This is a genomic window from Exiguobacterium algae (genome assembly GCF_018617875.1).
In the GTDB taxonomy this organism is placed as follows: domain Bacteria; phylum Bacillota; class Bacilli; order Exiguobacteriales; family Exiguobacteriaceae; genus Exiguobacterium; species Exiguobacterium algae.
Map to the genome: position 1 here is coordinate 360,911 of NZ_JACSKZ010000002.1, position 20,789 is coordinate 381,699.

The window sequence follows — 20,789 nt, forward strand, 5'->3', positions numbered from 1 at the left end:
TGAATAGATTAAACGTATTCGTTCGGTACGACGAGCCTATACGTGACAAAGCGCTACAATAGGTAAAAGATGATCCCCGAAACCGTCGACATCGATACGACCGATAAGATGAATGCCACAATGAGCTGCTTTTTAAAGATTGATTTCATGAGAACGACTTCTGGCAAGCTCGCCCCTGCCGAACTGATTAACATCGCCATGACCGGACCTAATGCCATTCCTTTCATGATCAGGATTTGTGAAATTGGAATCATACTGGATAAACGAATGTACAAAGGTATTCCAATGACGGCCGCCACAGGAATAAGCCACCAGGCATCATGACCAAACCATTTCACGATAAATTCAGTGGGGACGAGACCGTGTATAATAGCCCCGATTGCTGCCCCAACAACCAAATAAGGATAGACGGTTTTCATCAAGTTCCAGGTCTCTGTCAGCGCGCTTTTCCAATTTACTGAAGTCCTCGATTGATTGAACCCCGTCATCGACACGTTTTTCACATATTTCTCGAAACCGAAACGGTTCAGTGTAAACCCAATCATGATAGAAGATACCGCAGTGATTACCGTGTATAAGAATGTCACTTTCCAACCCATGACGACACCCATCACCGTCAAAATCGTCGGATCGAGGACAGGGGATGAAAAAAGAAAGACCATCACAATTGAAAACGGAATCTTATTTTTTAACATATTCACCATGATTGGGATGGTTGAACAGGAACAAAACGGCGTGATAAATGCGAAAAGGAGTGCTGCCAGACTGGCCCATATCTTGTTTTTTCCGGTGAACCGTTTCTCTAACTGTTCATACGGGATGTATCCCTGTAAAACATGAATAACTAGCGAAATCACGACAAATAACACGGTCAGCTCTAGCACGATCACTCCAAAACTTTTCAAAACATCAAGCATCAGACTCATCCTCCTAGACTTCACAAGTACAATGGCAACATGGCAATGACTCAGAATTCCGTTTCGGTTCTTCAGGCAACACAAAATACTTCCATGCCTCTCTTGAACTGCTTTCCAATTCCTCTTGCTTTAACTGAACGATCATCATTTCTTGCTGGAACGAAAACATGACTTCCCTCCTTATTTAATCAAAAAATATTGATTTAATAATCAAAAAAAATTGATTAATTGATTTATATTTAGACCTAACAAACATTGTTAGGTCTAAATAAACAACATAACTCTGGAGATAAAAGGTGATTCACTTCTTTTTCATTGATCTCATAATAACTCCAAGTTCCTTTTGTCTCTTTGGTAATCAAATCTGCGTTCAATAAGATTTTCAAATGATAAGACAACTTAGATTGTGGCATATCAAAAATCTCAGACAGATCACATACATTGATAGGTCCACGACATAGTTGGTTCAGAATATGCAGTCGTTTTTGATCGGCTAACGCTTTGAATTTCGCTTCATAATGAGAAAAAGTACTTTCCAATGAAGCGTCCGGAAGTCGTTCTGATTGAGCATTCATTCGTCCGCCTCCTTTAATCAAATTTTATTGATTAATTGTATTGTAGCGCCTGTCATAAAAAATAACAACTCTTTTAAATCATAAAAATAAAAACGGTGTAACGTCTCACGACATTACACCTTGCACCGTTCATGTAGGTTTTATGCATCGATTCCGGTAGCGGCCATTTCGCCAGGTGAGAGATGATGGCTCATCACAAGGTAAAAATCATTCGGTACCGGGGATTCGATAATCAGCTCCTGCCCCGTCATCGGATGACAAAGTCGAGCTGACATGCTGTGGAGTGCATGACGCCCCATCACGGTCACACCACCGTACATCGTGTCCCCAATGAGGGGATGACTGATATGACGCAAGTGGACACGAATTTGGTGGGTTCGTCCCGTCTCAAGTTGAATCGTCAATGCCGATACTTCGCCAAAACGCTCTACTTTGCGGATATGTGTTACGGCCCGTTGTCCATCTTCTGTCACGACTCGCTCCATGATCGAGTCAGCAGCACGACCGATCGGGGCGTCGATTGTTTGGGGTTCGAGTTCCCCTTCTACTAGTGCCAAATAGGAACGGGACAGCTCACTCTTTTTTTGAAGCTCACTGCATAAATGATGGATATATGAGTATTTAGCAAACAACACGACACCGCTCGTGTCCCGATCGAGACGATTGATGACATGAATCGCTGATTTCAGACCAATCGTATGGTAATAGCCGAGCACCGCATTCGCAAGCGTATCGGAAGGGTGCAAACGAGAAGGAATCGTCGCAATCCCTGCCGGTTTATCCACCGCAAGTAAGTACTCGTCCTCGAATAGAATGGTGATTGGTCGATTCGAAGCGACCATCGTCGCAGAAGGTGTCTCTTCAGGGAAGTAAACGATGACTTCTTCGCCAGGATTCAGCTCGTGGCGCACCGTTCGTTCCAGACCATTCACTTCGATTTTACCGCCGTGCTTCACTTGCGTCAGCATTTTTCGGGAGATGCCCATCTCTTCCCGTAAAAAATCGCGAAGCGAGACTGTCGTCTCTGCGACGCGACGTAATGTAAATCCGTACATGTGTTACTTCCCTTCTTCGATAAACGATTCTCTGACGCGTCTCCAAAACGGAAAAGGTCGGAAACGTGCAAATGTCACTTTCTCTTTTGCCACCGCACAACGAATCGAGACGACATCGGACCAGGATAAGGCTTCCTGGTGGTCAAACGCCAATTCAAATTCTGTTTTCGTATGGGGCTTGATTTCAACCTGGTGATGTTTTGGCAAAAGAAGCGGGGCTCCGATTGTACGATAAACCAGGTTGTTGATGGATGCCATCTCGGTCACTTGGATCGCTTCGATTGACGGATGAACGATCGCTCCGCCGAGTGCCTTGTTATACGCTGTCGAACCGGACGGAGTCGAAATGCATAATCCGTCTCCCCGGAACGTCTCGAAGTAATCTTCTCGAATGGATAAATCACAAACAAGCGTCCGCTTATAGTTTTTGATGGTACATTCGTTCATTGCCAACTGCCGGTCCGACGTCCCGTCTTCATAGTCAATCAACACTTCAACAAGTGGGTACGATACCGGTTCGAACGATTCACTCGTAATCATGTCCGTGAGCTCGTCCAATTCATCCGGCTGCCAATCGGCATAAAATCCGAGATGACCTGTATGAATCCCGACAAGCAACGTCTCGTCCAGTCGATCGACATATTCATGAAACGCCTGCAACATCGTTCCATCACCTCCGACCGACACGACAATCCTCGGTTGTTCCGACATCGTGTGCCCCGCGGCTTGAAGTTTCTCGGTCAATTCGTGTGCGATTTCCGCCGATCGCGCATCTCCCCTAGTCACAATCGCAAACTGCATGCGTTACTCCCCCTATTCCTGATCCGATTGTACATTCATCTCTTTATCCCGAAACACTTGTTGCGCATCCTGTATCTCGACACGGAGTTGGCTCATTTCCGCATCCAGTAAGAACGCCGCTTCCGCTGCCCGACGCAACCGCTCCTGTACTTCAAGTGGCATGTCGCCGTCGTATTTATAGTTCAATGAATGTTCGATGGTCGCCCAAAAGTTCATGGCCAGTGTACGAATCTGTACCTCGACCAAGGTCGGGAATTCTCCATGGATCGTCTGGACAGGATACTCTAAAATGACATGGTATGAACGGTACCCTGATGCTTTTTGATTCGTGATGTAGTTTCGCTCTTCGACGATTCTGAAGTCCGTCCGCTGATGCAAAAGGTCCAATACGTGAACGATATCATCAACGAATTGGCACATAATTCGTAGTCCTGCGATGTCCTGCATATCGGTCGCAAGTTCATCCTCGGCAATCTGCTTGCGCTTCGCTTTTTCCAAAATGCTTCCCACCGGCTTCACTCGTCCCGTGACGAATTCAATGGGTGAATGATCATTTTGCGACTTAAATTGCTTTCGGACGGCTTTTAGCTTCACTTTCAATTCGTCGACCGCAATCTGATACGGTACTAAAAATTGATCCCAGTTCACTGATTGCATACGTTGTCACCACTTTCGTTCATTTCAGGAAAAACACGATTTTTCCGTATGTGTCCGTATGTATGGTATCATAAACGAACAATTGTTCATAGAATGGAGCGATGATTCATGACCCAAGAAGTGGAAATTGAATTCAAATCGATGTTAACAAAAGAAGAATATGAAACGCTTCTACATGCCTATCAACTCGACAACTCGATTAAATGGCAAGCAAACGATTATTTCGATACGTCAAATTTTGACCTGAAACGTCATGGGGCCGCCCTCAGAATTCGCGAAAAAAAGAATGGTCAGGTTTTGACATTGAAGCAACCGCATGAAGTCGGTCTGTTGGAAACACATGCCTCTATCACGGAATCAGAAGCGGAAGATTTATTCAAATACGGGATCATTCATGATCAAAAGATGAAAGAAGCACTTGCTCCATTCGAGCTGTCTTCCCCACTCGAACACTTAGGACGTCTTGAAACGAATCGGGCCGAACTAGAGACACCGGACGGACTTCTTGTCCTGGACCAAAGCCATTATTTGGAGACAACCGACTACGAAATAGAATTTGAAGTATCGGATGAAGAAGCCGGAAAACTTGCGTTCGAACAACTGCTGGCCAAACACGAAATCCCAATACGCCCGGCCAAAAATAAAATCGTACGGTTCATGGAATTGAAAGCGGGACGCACTGAAGGTTGAGCAGATACTTTGCCAACCTTTTTTTGTCGTTGCTACAATGAGCATACAAGTTGAACATGATTTTTTTGCCGAGAGGAGGCGACACAAATGGAACTTGAACAATGTAATGGGTCATCCTGTTCTCTGGAAGAATCTCCTATACAAGTCACGTATAAGCCATTAGAGCTATTCTATTTCATGGATATCTCTAATCCGGATAACTTTCAAGTGATGACGCTCATTAAAAAATTAGAGCTCGAATACGGTCATGTGATTCGTTTTCGTATGGTCTCTACCGTTCCTAGCTGTGTTGGCGGATGTCAGGAAGAGGTTCGCCTTCTCACGATGATCAAAGCGTTAGAACTTCAAGGAAAACGTCATGCGATGCGCTTTTTGCGCCATCTGCATATAAATGATCTCTTTTCAGACAAACAATCTGCTACGGCTGATTTATGGGAAATCGCACGTTCATTCGAAGACTACGGGCTTGATTTGAATGAGCTGGAAGCCGATTTTCATTCCAATCAGCTTCTCAGTGCCCTGGCCGTTGACCATCAAGTACTGAAGGACTGGGAGATTGAGTCATTGCCCGCCCTCACATTCGTGACACGGGATGAGGCTCTTAAAATTGAAGGCGTATATCCTTACGACGTTTATCAGTCTGTTATGGCAGAGTTATTGGGCTACACGCCCGTCCGCTCCAAAGATTGGGACGTTGCAAAAGTACTCGCACGTTATGATGCTTCGACAATCACAGAACTCGCTTATATTCTAGATTTAGACAAAACGGCGATCGAACGAGAGTTAAAAAAGCTTTCCCTCCAGCAACGCTGCCGACCTGTACCAGGGTGCAGCGGTGAGGCATGGGCTAAAACGAAATAAAAAGAACCCCACGGCCGGGGAGCCGTGGGGTTTTTGATGTCTCAAGCGGGGACAAGAGACATCTGTCTTGAGGCCCGGGGAAGGCCTGCAAGATGGGAGAAAGTTTACGGTCAATAAAGGGGTTTGTGATTGATTTCACACTTATAATATACCGAGTGTAGATTCATTTGACAACCTCTTTGTGTACACTGTCACATATTGTTCACGCGAACAATAATGATTCCATTTCATCAAGGACCGCTTCAAACTGTTCGAGTGCAGCTTGGACCGGTTGTTTCGTCGTCATATCGACACCCGCTGCTTTCAATACTTCAATCGGATAGTCACTAGAACCAGCTTTTAAGAAGTTATCGATGTAGCGTCTGACTGCCGGTTCTCCTTCTTCCATGATCTGTTGCGAGAGCGCGGTTGATGCAGAGATGCCCGTTGCGTACTGGTAGACATAGTAGTTGTAATAGAAGTGCGGGATTCGTGCCCACTCATAAGCGATTTCTTCATCAATCACAATCTCTTCTCCGAAGTATCGCTTGTTCAACTCAAGGTACGTTTCATTCAAGTATTCTGGTGTTAACGACACGCCTTCTTGAGCCGCTTTATGAATCATATGTTCGAATTCCGCAAACATGGTCTGACGGAACAACGTACCTCGGAATGTCTCCAATTGGTTGTTCAATAGATAGAGTCTCTCTTCTTTCGCCGTCCGGGTTTTGAGAAGGTGATCATTGAGCAATGCCTCGTTCGTCGTGGATGCAACCTCCGCGACAAAGATGGAATAATCGCCGTACGGATAGGGCTGTGATGCTCGAGTGTAATGACTATGGACCGAGTGACCGAATTCATGGGCTAACGTGAACAAGTTGTTGACGTTATCTTGCCAGTTCATCAAGATGAATGGTTGCGTGTCGTATGCCCCGGAAGAATACGCTCCGCTCCGCTTCCCTCTCGTCTCACGGACGTCTACCCAACGAGAAGCAAGACCCTCTTTCACAATCTGACTGTACTCCTCGCCGAGTGGTGCCAACCCATCAATCATCAACTGTTTGGCTTCATCGTATGAAATTTTCATTTCAACGTCTTTAACGAGCGGTGTGTACAAGTCATACATATGCAACTCTTCCACATCAAGGGCACGCTTACGCAAAGCCACATACCGATGTAACAAATCCAGACGCTCGTTGACTGCTTCGACTAGTCCATCGTATACAGACTCAGGAATGGCGTTATGGTGAAGCGCAGCTTGTCTTGCACTCTCAAACTTTCTCACAGAAGCGTAGAAATTGTCTTTTTTCACACTTCCTGAAAGTGTTGAGGCGAACGTATTCAAATATTGTTGATACGTCCCATACATCGCTTTAAACGCGCCTTCGCGCACACTACGGTCTGACGATTCAAGGAAGGTGATGTAGCGGCCATGCGTCAACTCGACTTCCTCACCTTTTTCATTTTTGACTTTCGGGAATTTCAAATCCGCATTATTCAACATCCCGAATGTCGAACTGGATTGACCGAGCACATCCCCCGCCTGCGCGAGAATCGCTTCTTCTGCCTCTGTCAATACATGAGGGCGCTCTTGCGCCAATTCGTCGAACGCATGACGATAAACACGCAGCGGTTCATGCGCATCCATGAACGATTGAATTTTCTCTTCTTCAATAGCCAAGAGCTCCGGTGTCATGAAAGCGAGTTGAGCAGAGATTTGCGAGGCAAGCGATCCCGCCCGGTCATTTAACGCCTGATAATGGCTATTCGCCGTATCTTCGTCGTAGCGCATATGCGCATATGTATACAGTTTATGTAGCTGACGCGATAAATCATCACGAAGCTGTAACGCTTCAAATAATGTTTCAGCTGCCTCCCCAAGGCGGCCTTTATACGCGAGTAATGCTGGAACTTTTTCTTTCAAAGATGAAAAATCTGCTTCCCAAGCCTGATCATCTGCATAGATGGTTTCCAAATTCCACGTCTCCTCGACCGGAACTTGTTGTCGTGTTAATACTTCAGACATATGTCCACTCCCTTTTCCTATGATTTGTACGATTTTTCAATCAATCGTTGAATTCCTTGAAACATCCGTTTATCGTGACGTCGTGCTTCTTCTGGTGATTGAGGGATCGGCCAGTCACAAACGTTTTCCGATAAATGGCACACGTTCAAGAGTTGTTTCCATTGTACATGAAATCGAGGGGAAAAGTCGCTTGTCGGTACGATCCCAAATTGACGACACGTCTTCTCGATACTCCACTCGACTGCATCGTTCGGTCGCTCCAGACGATTAATGTACAAAACAGTTTGGAAATCAAAAGGGTGTATGTGAATCCCCCATAAACCGGTCAACGGTAAATAACACGCTGACGGAAGTAAGGAAGGCGGAATTCCAAGCGGATACAAGCGGTTTAAGATGAGACGACGATTGACCGATGATGGAAAAGGAGGCATTGAACGTTTCCTTCGAACGACCTCCCCCCAACCATGATGATCAAAGTGATAATATGCTTCATACGGGAATCCCTCAAGGCAAGACGTTTCCATCCACGTCCCATGCGCATATTTCAAGGAAACCGGAAATCCGACATAACGATAGATGGTTTTCTGAGAGATCGCCATCAAGGTGTGCAAGCGATTCATCTCGAAACGCATCCATGGTTTGAAGGCTGCCGCTTGATTGACTTCGAACCCACTGGCCATCCAAATGACATCCAGCCCCGCACGCATGTAGTCCGCCGTTCTCTTTTCATATTGCTCGACGCTGAGTGGAGAGGCTTGTACTTCGACAATCAGTGATTTCCCATCTCTTTTAGCCACGAGATCGGCCCGACGGGAACCGATGCGCACTTCCTGGTCGACTTCATAGCCACGAGATTGCAGCCATTGCCGAACATTCCATTTGTCCTGATGATGCCCGACAGACTCAGCCCGACCGCACGTATGGATGTGGGCGAAATGAAGCCGGCGTTTTGTCCCTTGTTTGAGAATCACCCCTTCATTGCAAACCGGGCATGCGAAAGGAGCAAGTTGCCTGATCTGCGTCGGTTTTAGGGTATAGGCATCGACCATGTCCCCTTCCTTTCCGATTGCAAACCGCATCTTGCTCCCTCCTCAAAGTAGTGGTGAAAACATTCGGGCGAGTGATTCAATCAATTTTATAAAGAACGACCGTTTTTCAAAAGTGGTCAGTTCCAATTCGTGAGAACCTTCGAAGTCCTGATACAAGTCTTGTTTTAACTTGTGTACCGAATTCGTGTTATATAGAAGGGCGTTCACTTCAAAATTCAGATGGAAACTCCGAAAGTCCATATTTGCCGTTCCGATGGTCGCCAGACCGTCATCGACGACAATCACTTTTGAATGCATAAACCCTTCTTCATACAAGTAGATTTTGACCCCGGCGAGTAACAATTCCTCATAATAGGAACGGCTCGCATAAAACACGATCTTATGATCAGGGTAGCTCGGCAATACAATCCGGACATCGATACCGGATAACGATGCCGTTTTCAGGGCACTCATGATGTCTTCGTCCGGAATAAGGTATGGCGAGGAAATATATACTGACTTTTTCGCCGAATTAATTAAAGCGAAATAAATCGACTTCATCGTCTCATAAGGTTCATCCGGACCACTCGCCACGATTTGGACACCGCCACTCGCACTCCGAACCGTTTCCAGCGGTTCTAAATAAAACGGTGTGAACAACCGCTCTCCAGTCATGTAGTACCAATCTTGTAGAAATACAAGCTGCAACTCCGATACCCCTTCACCCCTGACATACAGATGAGTGTCCCGCCAAAATCCGAATTTCGAGTGTTCCCCCAAATACTCATCTCCGACGTTCAACCCTCCTGTAAACGCCTCCGTCCCATCAATCACGACGATTTTACGATGATTTCGATAGTTGGTCTTACTCGATACGAGCGGAAGAATAACCGGAAAGAACGCTTGAACTTGTATGCCGGCTTGTCTCATTTCCTCAAAAAAAGAACCACTTGTATGAATGGACCCTACAGCATCATACAAAAAACGTACTTCGACCCCTGATTTCGCTTTCTCGATTAAAATACGTTGTATTTCCCGAGAAATACGGTCATCGCGAAAAATGTAATACTCCAAATGAATATGACGGGTCGCACCACGTAACGCCGGTAAGAGCTTAGAGAATTTTTCTTCGCCGTTTGTCAAGATTTGTGTATAGGTGTTTGACGAGACCGGCAATTGATTCAACGATGAGGTGAGATGCAACAATTTCTCATAATCATCATGGGCAAACATGAGCGACGGCGAGACCGTCATGGCTTTCTGGCGATACGCGAGGTACGTCTCTTCATCCAGCATCGCCTTTTCTTTAAACATCCGCTTTCTCCGATAATTTTGACCAAAGACAAAGTATGCGAAGAGACCAATGACGGGAAAGCCGATCATGACAATCGCCCAAATCAACGTACGTTGCGGATTTCGGTTCTCAAGTAGAATGACGAGCAATATACTGAACGTCGTCAAAAACACAAGGATCGAGAACAGGCCGATCACTTGTGAACTCCAGTAATAAGATAATACAGCAATGAGCCCCGCGAGCAGAATGAGGGAAAATAACACTTGTATGCGTCGCAACATATTATAACCTGACCTCGTTTCTGTCATGTATTATCATTAATTATACATCGTAACGGTATTCTTTTGAGGGGAGCGAAGAAAAAATGGGGACTTTTCTCATCACAGGGGCCACAAGCGGGATCGGGCGCGCTGTGGCTTTGTTGTTAGCAACCGAAGGGCATCATGTTTACGGCGTCGGACGGGATGTTTCAAAAGGAGCAGACCTTGAAGCCGCTTCTGAAGGTCGTGTCACGTTTTTACAATGTGATTTAGCTTCCGAGGAAGAAATCAATCAAATGATGTCTGGATTGAAACAGGACGGGGTGACATTGAACGGGCTATTTAATAATGCTGCAACGTTTGGGCGACCCGGAACACCCGAACGACTGTCCCATCAATCGTTCAATGAAGTGTTTGATGTCAATTTATTCGCTACGAACTACATCACCCAATTGGCAATTCCTCTACTGGGGTCAGGAGCAAGCGTCGTCAATAATGCTGCCATCGTTGGGCACGTTAAATTTCCACCGATGCTCGCTCACTATGCCGCCTCTAAAGCAGCCGTCATCGCTTTGACGAAGACGTTTGCCCACCGAATGAAAGGAAAAATCCGATTCAATGCGATCTGCTTCGGTCCCGTCGATACGCCGCTCAGCCATAAACTGTATGGGGGCGAAGAAAAATTCAAAGAGGCGATGCAACATCATTTCCGGGGACATGCTGCGTCCCCCGAAGAGGTGGCTCCTGTCGTCGCCTTCTTATTGAGCGACGGTGCGTCTTATATGAATGGTCAAACACTTACTGTAGATGGCGGATACACATTGTCTTAGGAAAAAGAGCCTGTCGCAATGACAGGCTCTTTTATGTGACCATTTTTTTCGCATCGGACATCTTGTTCTTCAAATATTGCTGTTCTTTCTCATGAAACTTCTCCCATTCAATCATGTCATCAAAATAAGAGATGATGTCTTCAAACGTTGAATGAAGGGAAGAATGGGCTTTAATTCGTGCCATGCGAATCGCCTCAAACACGGCGCCCATGACAAACACGTCGGAGCTGGCATATGTCTTCATAGGAGACAATGACTCAAACAAAATCGTATCTAATGATTTCCGTTTCACGTGCCAGTCGGACTTCCCATTCGAATGAAGGAAGTCCCCATCCGGAAGCTCGCATAATTCACGCAGGATATCCCCGATGTAGTGAATCGCATGGATTGCCGTGTTCGGGTCGTTGATCCCCGGCGAAATCCCTCTCAGGGCGACTTCACTCAACTTTTCGATGGCGAACGAAGGGTCTTGAATCGACGAACGGACTTCCCCGATTTGAAACAGTTCGATATCAAGTGCCTCGTCACCCTTCCAATACCCCAAAAGGTCTCCCTTTGCGACGAAATCCCCTACAGCCACGACCGATTCAAAATCCACATCGTGTTCCTCCTGTTTCTCACTCATAAATAACCGTACGTAACCCGTTCGAGGCGCACGGACGGCCGTCCCTTCAAAGGAATGGACAGAACGCTTCAATACAAGTTTGACCCGTTCTTCTTCGATTGCTTCTTTTTGATTACTAATGACCGATAAAGCTTCTTTATGTAGCGTCGACAACAATCGTTCTGCTTGAATCGATTCACTGATTGTTTGAATGAATTTTACAAACGCCCAAATCGATCCAATGACGAGCATGACACTGATTCCGGAAGAAAGGACGACCCCTTCATCGGCGGTTCGAACGAGAAACAGATTCGAAATCCCGTAAACCGTCGTCATAATAAAAAGGCCGAGCGTATGCTTTGCAGCGGCATTTGTTAAAAAGTTATTGACGGTCCTCGGAGAGAATTGGGATGAGTATGTCGTCAGAACGACTAATATTGTCGAAAAACTAAACGTCATCATCGTCATCAAGCTCGTGAACGTTGAAGATAACACGGAGGCTGCCGAGTCTAAATCCAAATAGATGAACTCCGGCAACAGTTCACGAAAATAAGATCCAAACACTTGCGTGATAAGTGTCAAGACAATGCCGGCTGCGCCATATAAGAACGGAACAAACCATGCGCTCTCTTGTAGTAACAATCGAATTCGTCTCATCATACCAACACCTCTTCACCTATGATTTTGCAAAAAAACGCCTGTCCATATGAACAGGCGATTTTGTTTAAAAATAGTGACGTACTTTCGCAAACACATCTCCGTCGAGAATCAGCTTCCCATACTCTTGTAACATCGGAAGGGTCTGCGTACTGAACGTTAAATATTCAGCAAGTAAGCTCAGTGCATTTTCTTCTTCTTCCGGTTCCATTTCATCCGGGAAGTCAATCCACAAGTAGTAACGATCTTGATAGTGATACAGCTTCAAATCGAGATTGTTCAGCGTCTCATCTACACGCTTACTTAACGAAATCATCGATTCAAAATCATCGGTTTCCATGGCGAGCGGAGCCCACGCCTCCGTCTCTTCCTCGAGTTCATCTAACTCGCTCAATTGATCGAGCACGGATTGCTGGTCTCGTGCCTCATCAATCGCTGAGCGGAGCAATGATCCGAGTTCAGAATCATCTTCTGTATCAATGACGTTTTTCGCAATCGTCACTGTCACTTCTAGTCCTTTTTCAAATGCTTGTACTTGAATCCATAGTGGACCATCAAACGAGATATCTTCGCGTTCATGCGCCTCGTCCATCATTTGCCAGAACAGCTGTTCACCACGTTCTCGGTTATACCAAATCTCATCACGTGCGAACCCGCGTTTCTCAATATCCACATAGGTGATGAAAAACTTGACCGTATTGTCGTTGATGCGCTCAATTTTCACGATTGTCCACTCCCTTCTCACCTCGCTCCTATCTGTTTATCAGGAGGAGAGGGGAAATTGTCTTGTTATCCTTGTACCCTTTTTTATACATGTCAATCTTGATGTGATGGGGTTGTACCTTTATTTTATAGGAAATATCGGATAATAAAAAGCACACTGCTTACACAGTATGCTCTCATTCATTCACGAGGCGTTGCGCTTCTTGTAATTGGAACGTCCGGACTTTCCTTGGAAGGAAGCGTCGGATCTCATCCTCGTTATATCCGACTTGAAGACGCTTTTCATCAATAAGAATCGGGCGACGCAATAAGCCAGGATATTCTTGAATCAAATCGTATAACTGTTGAAGGGATAGCGCATCAACCGATACATCGATTTTTGAGAAAACTTTCGAACGAGTCGAGATAATCTCATCTGTCCCATCTTCTGTCATACGTAAAATTTGTTTAATCTCATTTAGTGAGAGCGGTTCTGAAAATATGTTTCGTTCTGTAAACGGAATATCATGTTCCTCAAGCCAAGCTCGTGCCTTACGGCAAGACGTACAGCTCGGAGACGTATAAAGTGTAACCATATTCCTTCCTCCCTGATCAAGTGTAAGTCCTTCTTTTTTCGTGACTCTACTTGTATACCCAAAATCGTATCCACTTAATTATAATAATTCTTATTTATTCAAACTTCAATGATATTCTTTCTCATTCATATAAGAAAAGAGGACGCACCCAAGAGAATGCGACCTTGAATGACTCAAGTCAGGACGCCGGGATGCGTGAAACAGGTTGAGATACCGTTTCTTTACCAGGCTTGACTTGCAAGTCTTTCAATTTTTTCTTCAGCACTTCTTTTAGTAATTTCTTTTTTTCGCGCAATACTTTGTCGCGCTCTTTCATGGTCTCTCACCCCCAACTTCACAAGGACCCACTGACCATTACCGATTCTGAAAATCTTGAAGTTGCACTAAATCTATAATCAAATTATAGCACACATGTATGTGAAGTGTGAATCATTCTTTGAATATTCTCCGTTGTTTTAACACTTGAGGTTTGCAAACAATACGAAAAACCTGTATAGTTTATAGAAATAACCTTTTTCTTTAAGGAGGAGAGCGATGATGAGAATCACGTTAGAGACGATTATGCAGCACCCTGTTACACAAAAGTATTTGACGCGATCTGGCCTGAAACATGCCGTCGATGTATGTGAACGCGCTCTCGAAATGGCCACTCGTCGCGGTCTCGATACCGACCTCGCGACAAAAGCCGGCCTACTTCATGATATCGGTCACTATGAATGGTATACAGAAGGTAAATGGAATTATGACTTGTATCGACAGAACGACATCCATGCCATTAAAGGTGCAGAGCGTGCTCATAAGCTGTTGATTCGCTTAGGAGAAGATCCAGCTCGGGCAAAAGAGATTTCCGTCATGATCCTACTTCACACCGACTCCTATCTTCCACCTAACCGCATTCAGCGTACACCACTTCAGCAGCTCGTTCACGATGCGGATACGTACGTGGAACAACCGGGCGGGCTCCACCACTACGAGACGATGGAGATTGAAGATGCATTAGAACGTGTCCGCCGAATTGACGCAGTGGTCGAAAGACTCTCTAATCTTCCTCGTATCTCCAACGGCTGATACATCACCTGACCGTTCAGTGTGATGTTTTTTTATGCAGAAAACCCCTCACCGAAGTGAGGGGTTTTTTACTATTATACGAGCTGCGCTTTATACGCTTCGTACTCTTCGTCTGTAAGTGAGACGAAGTGTCCTGGCTCGACTTCACGTAATGGCGGGATGCTCGAATCTTCGTCCGCACGACCGACTGGTCCTTTAGATGTTGATTCGTACACAATCCGTTTACGAGTACGTTCGTGCTCTGGGTCTGGAAGTGGAATCGCAGACAAGAGCGACTTCGTGTAAGCATGGATCGGGTTCTCGTAGAGACGATCAGCTGTCGCTAGCTCAACGAGGTGACCTTGATACATTACACCGATACGGTCTGAGATGTATTTAACCATCGATAAGTCATGGGCGATGAACAAATACGTCAAATCGCGATCACGTTGTAATTCTTTCATCAAGTTGACGACCTGTGCTTGAATCGATACATCAAGTGCAGAGATCGGCTCATCGGCGATGATGAAGTCCGGTTCTACCGCAAGAGCACGGGCAATCCCGATCCGCTGACGCTGACCACCCGAGAATTCGTGTGGGTAACGGCTAGCGTGCTCTTTCGTCAAACCAACTGTCTCAAGAAGGTCATATACGCGGTTCATGCGATCTTCTTTCGTTTTCGCAAGACCGTGGATATCGATCCCTTCTGCAATGATATCCGCAACCGTCATACGCGGGTTAAGAGAGGCGTATGGATCTTGGAAAATCATTTGCATCGCACGGTTGAATTTCAACTTGTCTGCTTTTGATTTTTTATCGTGGACGTTTTCGCCTTTGAACACAACGTCGCCATCAGTCGCATCATAAAGACCGATAATCGTACGTCCTGTCGTTGACTTCCCACAACCCGACTCTCCTACGAGTCCGAGCACTTCACCTTTATAAATATCAAATGTGATGCCGTCGACCGCTTTTACGACACGGCCACGACCAATTTTAAAGTGCTGCTTCAGGTTCTTTACCTCGAGTAATTTCTCGCGTTCCATTATTCAGCACCACCTTTCGTAAACGATTTAGCGAACGCACTGTCCGGACGATACTTGAGAGCGAGTTCACGAATCGCGCGTGGCGGGTTAACCGTTGGCGCTTGCGGGTGTAATAACCAGCTTGATGCAAAGTGTGTATCACTTACCTGGAACATCGGTGGCTCTTTCTCGAAATCAATCTTCATCGCGTATGGGTTACGCGGTGCGAACGCATCCCCTTTAGGAGGATCGAGCAAGTTTGGAGGCGTACCCGGGATTGCCGGTAACGCTTCATTACGGTCATCTGTCGGACGCGGCATCGAACCGAGAAGTCCCCACGTGTATGGGTGACGTGGCTCGTAGAAAATCTCATCAACCGTTCCTTTTTCAACAAGACGACCTGCATACATAACAGCGACACGGTCAGCCATGTTTGCGACGACACCAAGGTCGTGCGTGATGAAGATGATCGCTGTACCTGTTTTTTGTTGGATGTCTTTTAACAATTCAAGAATTTGCGCTTGAATCGTTACATCAAGTGCCGTCGTCGGCTCATCGGCAATCAACACTTTCGGGTTACACGCAAGTGCGATTGCGATTACGATCCGTTGACGCATCCCACCAGAAAGTTGGTGTGGATATTGTTTCAAACGAGCTTCAGGGTTTGGAATCCCTACGAGTGTGAGCAACTCAAGCGTACGTTTTTTCGCATCTTCACCAGTTAATCCCTGGTGCTGTTTCAACCCTTCTGCGATTTGTTTATAAATCGTCATTGTCGGGTTGAGTGATGTCATCGGGTCTTGGAAAATCATTGCGATATCGCGACCACGAATTTTTAACATTTCTTTTTCCGAAAGCTTCGCCAAGTCTTTTCCTTCGAACATGATTTCTCCGTTCGTGATTTCACCTGGAGGGTTCGGAATGAGACGCATAATCGCCTTCGAAGTAACGGATTTACCTGAACCCGATTCTCCTACGATGGCGAGCGTCTCGCCTTTTTTCAAATCAAACGATACGCCACGGACGGCTTGTACCGTACCTGCATATGTGTGGAACGAGACCGCTAAGTCTCGGACTGATAAAATCGTTTCCATGCACGAGTCCCCCTCTTTCTTTATTATTTACGCATTTTCGGATCGAATGCATCACGCAAGCCATCGGCAAGCAAGTTGAAGCTGACCATGAGCAAGACGATGATGGTTGATGGAATGACGAGGAGGAACGGGAATGTCCGTAACTCTTTGTATCCATCGTTGATCAACGTACCAAGTGAAGCTTGTGGCGGTTGAAGTCCGATCCCGATAAAGCTGAGGAATGCCTCGAAGAAGATGGCAGATGGAATCGTGAACATGAGTGTGATGATGATCGCACCTAATGTGTTTGGAATTAAGTGTTTGAAAATCAAGCGTCCGCTTGAGGCACCAAGCGTGCGTGCCGCTAAGACGAACTCTTGGTTTTTAAGTTTCAAAATCTGACCACGAACGAGTCGGCTCATCCCGATCCATCCTGTGATCGCCATCGCCAGGATGATCGTGAAGACACCCGGATCGAAGATCAGAATGAACAAGATGATCAAGATCAAGTTCGGTACACCTGTCAAAATCTCAACAATACGCTGCATGATGTTATCAACTCGGCCACCGAAGTAGGCAGAGACTCCACCATAAGCAACGCCGATGACTGTATCAATGATGGCAGCCATCAAACCGATGAAGAGCGAGATTCGCGTCCCTTCCCAAATACGTGACCAAAGATCACGTCCGAGGTAGTCCGTCCCGAACCAGAAGTTTTCTTCTACTTTCTTTTGTTCATAGAAGTCAATATCCCGGCTACCGAGCGTCGCCATTCCGTCAAATCCGGCCCATTCAAGACCTGTGACTTTTGGTGGAAGCTTCGCTTGTGAAATGTTTTGCTCGTATGCATCACGACCTGAAAGCATCGGGCCGAAGAGTGCGAGCAATACGAGAATCAAAATAATCGAAAGCGAGACGATGGCCGCTCTGTTTTTCTTTAGACGGATCCATGCATCTTGCCAGAAGTTTAGACTTTTGCCGGCAATTCGTTCACCAAGCTGTTCATTCATCTCAACGGGCGTGAACATGTCTTGGTCAAACTGTTCGAAATTCTTTTTGTTTTCAATCATCAGTTATTCCCCCCAAGACGAATACGTGGGTCAACAACTCCATAGAGCAAGTCGACGAGCAAAATGATAATGATGAATACAGCCGAGAAGAAGAGGGTCGTACCCATGATGACTGTATAATCGTTCAATGTGATCGATGTGACGAAGAGTTCTCCGAGTCCAGGGACCGCGAAGATTTTCTCGATGACGAATGTACCCGTCAAAAGAGCCGCCGTCATTGGTCCAAGAATCGTAATCGCTGGAATCATCGCGTTACGGACCATATGTTTCCATACGATTGCATTCCCGCTGAGACCTTTTGCTTTCGCAAGCGTAACATAGTCTTGACCTGTGACCTCAAGCATCTCAGTCCGTACGAAACGGGCAATCGACGCTGTTACACCGAGCGACAAGGAGATTGTTGGTAGAATCGTATGCGCTGGTGATTCCCAGAAGGCAACCGGAAGCAACTGCAACTTAACCCCAACATAGTACTGAAGGAGGGCTGCAAAAACGAACGATGGGACAGAAATCCCGATAACGGATACGAACATCGCACCATAATCGACTACAGTGTTATGACGAATCGCCGCAATGACACCTAACAAAATACCTACTAGAGTTCCTAGAACTAATGCCTGGAGCCCTAATTGTGCGGATGGGCCGATTCGTTCCAAAATCAAATCCGTTACTGGACGGTTAGCCGTACGGAATGATACACCAAGATCTCCTTGGAGCATGTTTCCGATGTACGTCGCGTAACGAACCGGAAGCGGATCGTTCAAACCATAGCGGTCATTCAATAATTGAATTTGTGATTCTGTCAGTTTTTCCTGGTTTTGATACGGAGAACCTGGGAGCAGGTCCATCAGGAAGAACGTGAACGTGGCAATCAAGAAGAACGTGATGAGGCCGTAAGTCAGCCGTTGTAGGATATAACGTCCCATTAATAAAAACCCCCTGTTTTCTAAATCTTTCTACACTTGCACCAACAGCTTCACTATGACATCTTACCCATTTTTTAAATTCACAAAATGAAAGGAATTTTCTGAAAGAATAGGTTAAACGTCATCTCAAGGCTCTTAGTACAGCGATGGAAAATAAAGAATACCCCTATCTAAAGATTATTCTGAATTTTCACTGTTACTCCATTATACTTTACCAACAAAACATTTGAATAGTATTTTCTCTTACTTCTTCAGAATTTTTTAGAAAATCGGGGACATGCGCATCGCATGCCCCCTCATTCCATTAGTTGATGTCAACGTATTTGTACTGGTAGTCAGCACCGAATAATTGACGGTTGAAGTTCTCGACCGACGGGCGAATCAAGTAAGCAACACCGGCTTGATAAATCGGCATGATTGCTTGATCTTCTTCAATCAAGAGTTTTTCAGCTTCTTTAAACTTGTCGTAACGGGCATCGATTGCTGTTTCAGCCGATGCTTCATCAATCAACTTGTCGTATGCAGCTGACTTGTAGTTGATGTCGTTTTGACCGTTGTTTGATGTGAAGATACCAAGGTTCGTAAGTGGATCCTGGTAGTCAGGTCCCCAAAGGGCGAATGACATTTGGTAGTCCCCTTTTGCTTCACGATCGAGTTTGTTGTTGAAAGGCTGTTGCGCGATTTTTACCGTTACGTTCGGTAAGTTCGACTCAATTTGACCTTTCATGTACTCAGAGATTTGTTTTGATACTTCGCTATCGAATGAGAGAAGTTCGATTGTCGTCGCTTCCCCACCTGTCGCTTTTTCCCAAAGTGACGCCGCTTCGTCAGCGTTTGTCTCAAAGTATTTGATGCCTTCAGTAAAGTCCGTTCCATCTTCATATTTGATGAAGTCTTTTGGAATGAACGTCGTCGTAGCGATTGAACCGTTGTTCAATAACTGGTCGATGATTCCTGAAGGGTCTACTGCACGCGCGATTGCTTTACGTGCATCGACGTTTTTGAAGATTTCATCTTCGTGGTTAAACTTGAAGTAAGCCACAGAAGAACGGAGTCCTGTGTTGAAGTCTTCATCTTCCTCGAAGGCAGCGACTTGCTCTGAAGAAAGTCCAGCGTAGTCAACTTCTCCTGCTTCGTACAAGTTTACAACTGTTGATGTTTCTTTTACGACACGAACGTCAACTGTGTCAAGTGCGACGTTGTCTTTGTCCCAGTATGTGTCGTTTTTCGTCATTTTATATCCTTGTTCCCGATCCCACTCAGACCAAGTGAACGGTCCGTTGTAGAGAAGGTTTTCCGGATTAGACGCGAAGTCTTCACCTTTTTCAGTTGCGAATGCTTCGTTGATTGGTGTGAATGTTCCAAATGAAGTGAGGGAAAGGAATGATGGGTCTGGACGTTCGAGTGTAACCTCAAGTGTCTTCTCATCGATTGCTTTTACACCAAGTTCTTCTTTCGGTGTGTCACCTGTGTTGATTGCTTCTGCGTTTTTAATCGTGTTCATGATGTATGCGTATTGTGAACCCGTAGCCGGATCAACTGCACGTTGCCATGCATAAACAAAGTCGTTTGCTGTTACCGGCTCACCGTTTGACCACTCAGCGTCACGAAGTGTGAACGTATAAACCGTGTTGTCTTCGCTTACTTCAGGCTCCCCATCCGAGAGAGCTGGTACAGCTTTTCCGTCTTTATCAAGACGGTAAAGACCTTCCATTGTGTTGGCGATCAAGTTGAATGCGACCGCATCTGTCGCGAGGGCCGGGTCGGCCGTCGTGATGTCAGACGTATCCGTCAAACGAAGAATTTTTTCTCCATTTGAAGAAGAACCGCCGCCATCAGAGTCTCCGCCTGTCGAGCAAGCTGCGAGGACTGAACCGAGTGCCAAGATGATCGTCATCATGAGCAAAATCGATTTTTTCTTCATTGCGATATCCCCTTTCTTTTTGAAAAGATAGCCGTTCGTCAAATGAACCTTATGAAGGAACATCTTACTTTTTTCTTTAATTTTCTGAATATTTCATAAAGTATTCGACGAAAGAACGTTAGGGCTATTGTAAGAAATTTTTAATCAAACTGTCAACTCCTTATTAAAACGCTCACATTCATTTCAAATTCT

Annotated in this window: 21 protein-coding genes; 4 read left to right on the forward strand and 17 right to left on the reverse strand. The window is 45.6% G+C overall.

The features are described from left to right. Positions 1-53: 53 nt before the first annotated feature. From KNP03_RS07065 to yjbM, 5 genes are all read right to left on the reverse strand, one after another. Positions 54-920, reverse strand: a complete 867-nt coding sequence (locus KNP03_RS07065) for a permease (RefSeq protein ID WP_240544530.1) — start codon at positions 918-920, stop codon at positions 54-56. Positions 921-1,162: 242 nt separating this feature from the next. Then, positions 1,163-1,492 carry an ArsR/SmtB family transcription factor gene (locus KNP03_RS07070; protein ID WP_214827399.1) on the reverse strand — a complete coding sequence of 110 codons (330 nt, stop codon included), beginning with the start codon at positions 1,490-1,492 and terminating at the stop codon, positions 1,163-1,165. A 140-nt stretch (positions 1,493-1,632) separates the two neighbouring features. Continuing rightward, on the reverse strand, positions 1,633-2,547 hold the full coding sequence (locus KNP03_RS07075) for an RluA family pseudouridine synthase (protein ID WP_214827402.1): 915 nt from the start codon (positions 2,545-2,547) through the stop codon (positions 1,633-1,635). Between the two features lie 3 nt (positions 2,548-2,550). Beyond that, the gene (locus tag KNP03_RS07080; protein WP_214827405.1) at positions 2,551-3,348 is read right to left on the reverse strand and encodes an NAD kinase; all 798 of its coding nucleotides are present in this window, start codon (positions 3,346-3,348) and stop codon (positions 2,551-2,553) included. Between the two features lie 12 nt (positions 3,349-3,360). Next, the gene (yjbM, locus tag KNP03_RS07085) at positions 3,361-4,005 is read right to left on the reverse strand and encodes a GTP diphosphokinase (protein ID WP_214827408.1); all 645 of its coding nucleotides are present in this window, start codon (positions 4,003-4,005) and stop codon (positions 3,361-3,363) included. Between the two features lie 108 nt (positions 4,006-4,113). Between yjbM and KNP03_RS07090 the strand changes: the two genes are divergently transcribed. Both KNP03_RS07090 and KNP03_RS07095 read left to right on the forward strand, forming a co-directional pair. Continuing rightward, complete coding sequence (locus KNP03_RS07090) at positions 4,114-4,695, forward strand: CYTH domain-containing protein (protein ID WP_214827411.1); 582 nt, start codon at positions 4,114-4,116, stop codon at positions 4,693-4,695. An 87-nt stretch (positions 4,696-4,782) separates the two neighbouring features. Next, on the forward strand, positions 4,783-5,556 hold the full coding sequence (locus tag KNP03_RS07095) for a DsbA family protein (protein WP_214827414.1): 774 nt from the start codon (positions 4,783-4,785) through the stop codon (positions 5,554-5,556). A 202-nt stretch (positions 5,557-5,758) separates the two neighbouring features. Here the strand turns inward: KNP03_RS07095 and pepF are convergent, their stop codons facing one another. From pepF to cls, 3 genes are read right to left on the reverse strand one after another with little or no spacing between them, the layout of a single operon-like run. Then, positions 5,759-7,561, reverse strand: a complete 1,803-nt coding sequence (gene pepF / locus KNP03_RS07100; RefSeq protein ID WP_214827417.1) for an oligoendopeptidase F — start codon at positions 7,559-7,561, stop codon at positions 5,759-5,761. Positions 7,562-7,578: 17 nt separating this feature from the next. Next, a complete protein-coding gene (locus KNP03_RS07105; RefSeq protein WP_214827420.1) occupies positions 7,579-8,640 on the reverse strand; it encodes a competence protein CoiA in 1,062 nt (353 codons plus the stop codon). 12 nt (positions 8,641-8,652) lie between these two features. Beyond that, positions 8,653-10,164 (reverse strand): cardiolipin synthase, encoded by a 1,512-nt coding sequence (gene cls / locus KNP03_RS07110; protein WP_214827424.1) that lies wholly within the window; start codon positions 10,162-10,164, stop codon positions 8,653-8,655. 83 nt (positions 10,165-10,247) lie between these two features. Between cls and KNP03_RS07115 the strand changes: the two genes are divergently transcribed. After that, positions 10,248-10,973, forward strand: coding sequence for an SDR family NAD(P)-dependent oxidoreductase (locus tag KNP03_RS07115; RefSeq protein WP_214827428.1), 726 nt, complete (start codon positions 10,248-10,250; stop codon positions 10,971-10,973). 31 nt (positions 10,974-11,004) lie between these two features. Here the strand turns inward: KNP03_RS07115 and KNP03_RS07120 are convergent, their stop codons facing one another. The 4 genes from KNP03_RS07120 to KNP03_RS07135 form a co-directional block, all read right to left on the reverse strand. After that, on the reverse strand, positions 11,005-12,237 hold the full coding sequence (locus KNP03_RS07120; RefSeq protein WP_214827431.1) for a DUF2254 domain-containing protein: 1,233 nt from the start codon (positions 12,235-12,237) through the stop codon (positions 11,005-11,007). 64 nt (positions 12,238-12,301) lie between these two features. Further along, a complete protein-coding gene (gene mecA, locus KNP03_RS07125; RefSeq protein ID WP_214827433.1) occupies positions 12,302-12,958 on the reverse strand; it encodes an adaptor protein MecA in 657 nt (218 codons plus the stop codon). Between the two features lie 175 nt (positions 12,959-13,133). Next, positions 13,134-13,532, reverse strand: a complete 399-nt coding sequence (gene spxA, locus KNP03_RS07130) for a transcriptional regulator SpxA (protein WP_015881217.1) — start codon at positions 13,530-13,532, stop codon at positions 13,134-13,136. 178 nt (positions 13,533-13,710) lie between these two features. Further along, positions 13,711-13,848, reverse strand: coding sequence for a hypothetical protein (locus KNP03_RS07135; protein WP_214827436.1), 138 nt, complete (start codon positions 13,846-13,848; stop codon positions 13,711-13,713). A gap of 218 nt (positions 13,849-14,066) precedes the next feature. Here KNP03_RS07135 and KNP03_RS07140 point away from each other — a divergent pair, with 218 nt between their 5' ends. Beyond that, positions 14,067-14,600: an HD domain-containing protein gene (locus KNP03_RS07140; RefSeq protein WP_214827439.1), complete on the forward strand. Its 534-nt coding sequence runs from the start codon at positions 14,067-14,069 to the stop codon at positions 14,598-14,600. A gap of 74 nt (positions 14,601-14,674) precedes the next feature. Here KNP03_RS07140 and KNP03_RS07145 read toward each other — a convergent pair whose 3' ends face one another. The 5 genes from KNP03_RS07145 to KNP03_RS07165 form a co-directional block, all read right to left on the reverse strand. Further along, positions 14,675-15,625 carry an ABC transporter ATP-binding protein gene (locus KNP03_RS07145; protein WP_214827443.1) on the reverse strand — a complete coding sequence of 317 codons (951 nt, stop codon included), beginning with the start codon at positions 15,623-15,625 and terminating at the stop codon, positions 14,675-14,677. Next, positions 15,625-16,698, reverse strand: a complete 1,074-nt coding sequence (locus KNP03_RS07150) for an ABC transporter ATP-binding protein (RefSeq protein WP_214827446.1) — start codon at positions 16,696-16,698, stop codon at positions 15,625-15,627. The genes KNP03_RS07145 and KNP03_RS07150 overlap by 1 nt, the downstream gene beginning before the upstream one ends. Positions 16,699-16,721: 23 nt before the next feature. Then, complete coding sequence (opp3C, locus tag KNP03_RS07155; RefSeq protein WP_420827880.1) at positions 16,722-17,747, reverse strand: oligopeptide ABC transporter permease; 1,026 nt, start codon at positions 17,745-17,747, stop codon at positions 16,722-16,724. Further along, on the reverse strand, positions 17,747-18,673 hold the full coding sequence (gene opp3b / locus KNP03_RS07160) for an oligopeptide ABC transporter permease (RefSeq protein WP_214827450.1): 927 nt from the start codon (positions 18,671-18,673) through the stop codon (positions 17,747-17,749). The genes opp3C and opp3b overlap by 1 nt, the downstream gene beginning before the upstream one ends. A gap of 304 nt (positions 18,674-18,977) precedes the next feature. After that, on the reverse strand, positions 18,978-20,597 hold the full coding sequence (locus tag KNP03_RS07165) for a peptide ABC transporter substrate-binding protein (RefSeq protein ID WP_214827453.1): 1,620 nt from the start codon (positions 20,595-20,597) through the stop codon (positions 18,978-18,980). Positions 20,598-20,789 lie beyond the last annotated feature (192 nt).

Coding starts and splice junctions, on each gene's coding strand:
- KNP03_RS07070 (WP_214827399.1), bottom strand. CDS start 1,492: ATGAATGCTCAATCAGAACGACTTCCGGACGCTTCATTGGAAAGTACT.
- KNP03_RS07075 (WP_214827402.1), bottom strand. CDS start 2,547: ATGTACGGATTTACATTACGTCGCGTCGCAGAGACGACAGTCTCGCTT.
- KNP03_RS07080 (WP_214827405.1), bottom strand. CDS start 3,348: ATGCAGTTTGCGATTGTGACTAGGGGAGATGCGCGATCGGCGGAAATC.
- yjbM (WP_214827408.1), bottom strand. CDS start 4,005: ATGCAATCAGTGAACTGGGATCAATTTTTAGTACCGTATCAGATTGCG.
- KNP03_RS07090 (WP_214827411.1), top strand. CDS start 4,114: ATGACCCAAGAAGTGGAAATTGAATTCAAATCGATGTTAACAAAAGAA.
- KNP03_RS07095 (WP_214827414.1), top strand. CDS start 4,783: ATGGAACTTGAACAATGTAATGGGTCATCCTGTTCTCTGGAAGAATCT.
- pepF (WP_214827417.1), bottom strand. CDS start 7,561: ATGTCTGAAGTATTAACACGACAACAAGTTCCGGTCGAGGAGACGTGG.
- KNP03_RS07105 (WP_214827420.1), bottom strand. CDS start 8,640: ATGCGGTTTGCAATCGGAAAGGAAGGGGACATGGTCGATGCCTATACC.
- cls (WP_214827424.1), bottom strand. CDS start 10,164: ATGTTGCGACGCATACAAGTGTTATTTTCCCTCATTCTGCTCGCGGGG.
- KNP03_RS07115 (WP_214827428.1), top strand. CDS start 10,248: ATGGGGACTTTTCTCATCACAGGGGCCACAAGCGGGATCGGGCGCGCT.
- KNP03_RS07120 (WP_214827431.1), bottom strand. CDS start 12,237: ATGATGAGACGAATTCGATTGTTACTACAAGAGAGCGCATGGTTTGTT.
- spxA (WP_015881217.1), bottom strand. CDS start 13,532: ATGGTTACACTTTATACGTCTCCGAGCTGTACGTCTTGCCGTAAGGCA.
- KNP03_RS07135 (WP_214827436.1), bottom strand. CDS start 13,848: ATGAAAGAGCGCGACAAAGTATTGCGCGAAAAAAAGAAATTACTAAAA.
- KNP03_RS07140 (WP_214827439.1), top strand. CDS start 14,067: ATGATGAGAATCACGTTAGAGACGATTATGCAGCACCCTGTTACACAA.
- KNP03_RS07145 (WP_214827443.1), bottom strand. CDS start 15,625: ATGGAACGCGAGAAATTACTCGAGGTAAAGAACCTGAAGCAGCACTTT.
- KNP03_RS07150 (WP_214827446.1), bottom strand. CDS start 16,698: ATGGAAACGATTTTATCAGTCCGAGACTTAGCGGTCTCGTTCCACACA.
- opp3C (WP_420827880.1), bottom strand. CDS start 17,747: ATGATTGAAAACAAAAAGAATTTCGAACAGTTTGACCAAGACATGTTC.
- opp3b (WP_214827450.1), bottom strand. CDS start 18,673: ATGGGACGTTATATCCTACAACGGCTGACTTACGGCCTCATCACGTTC.
- KNP03_RS07165 (WP_214827453.1), bottom strand. CDS start 20,597: ATGAAGAAAAAATCGATTTTGCTCATGATGACGATCATCTTGGCACTC.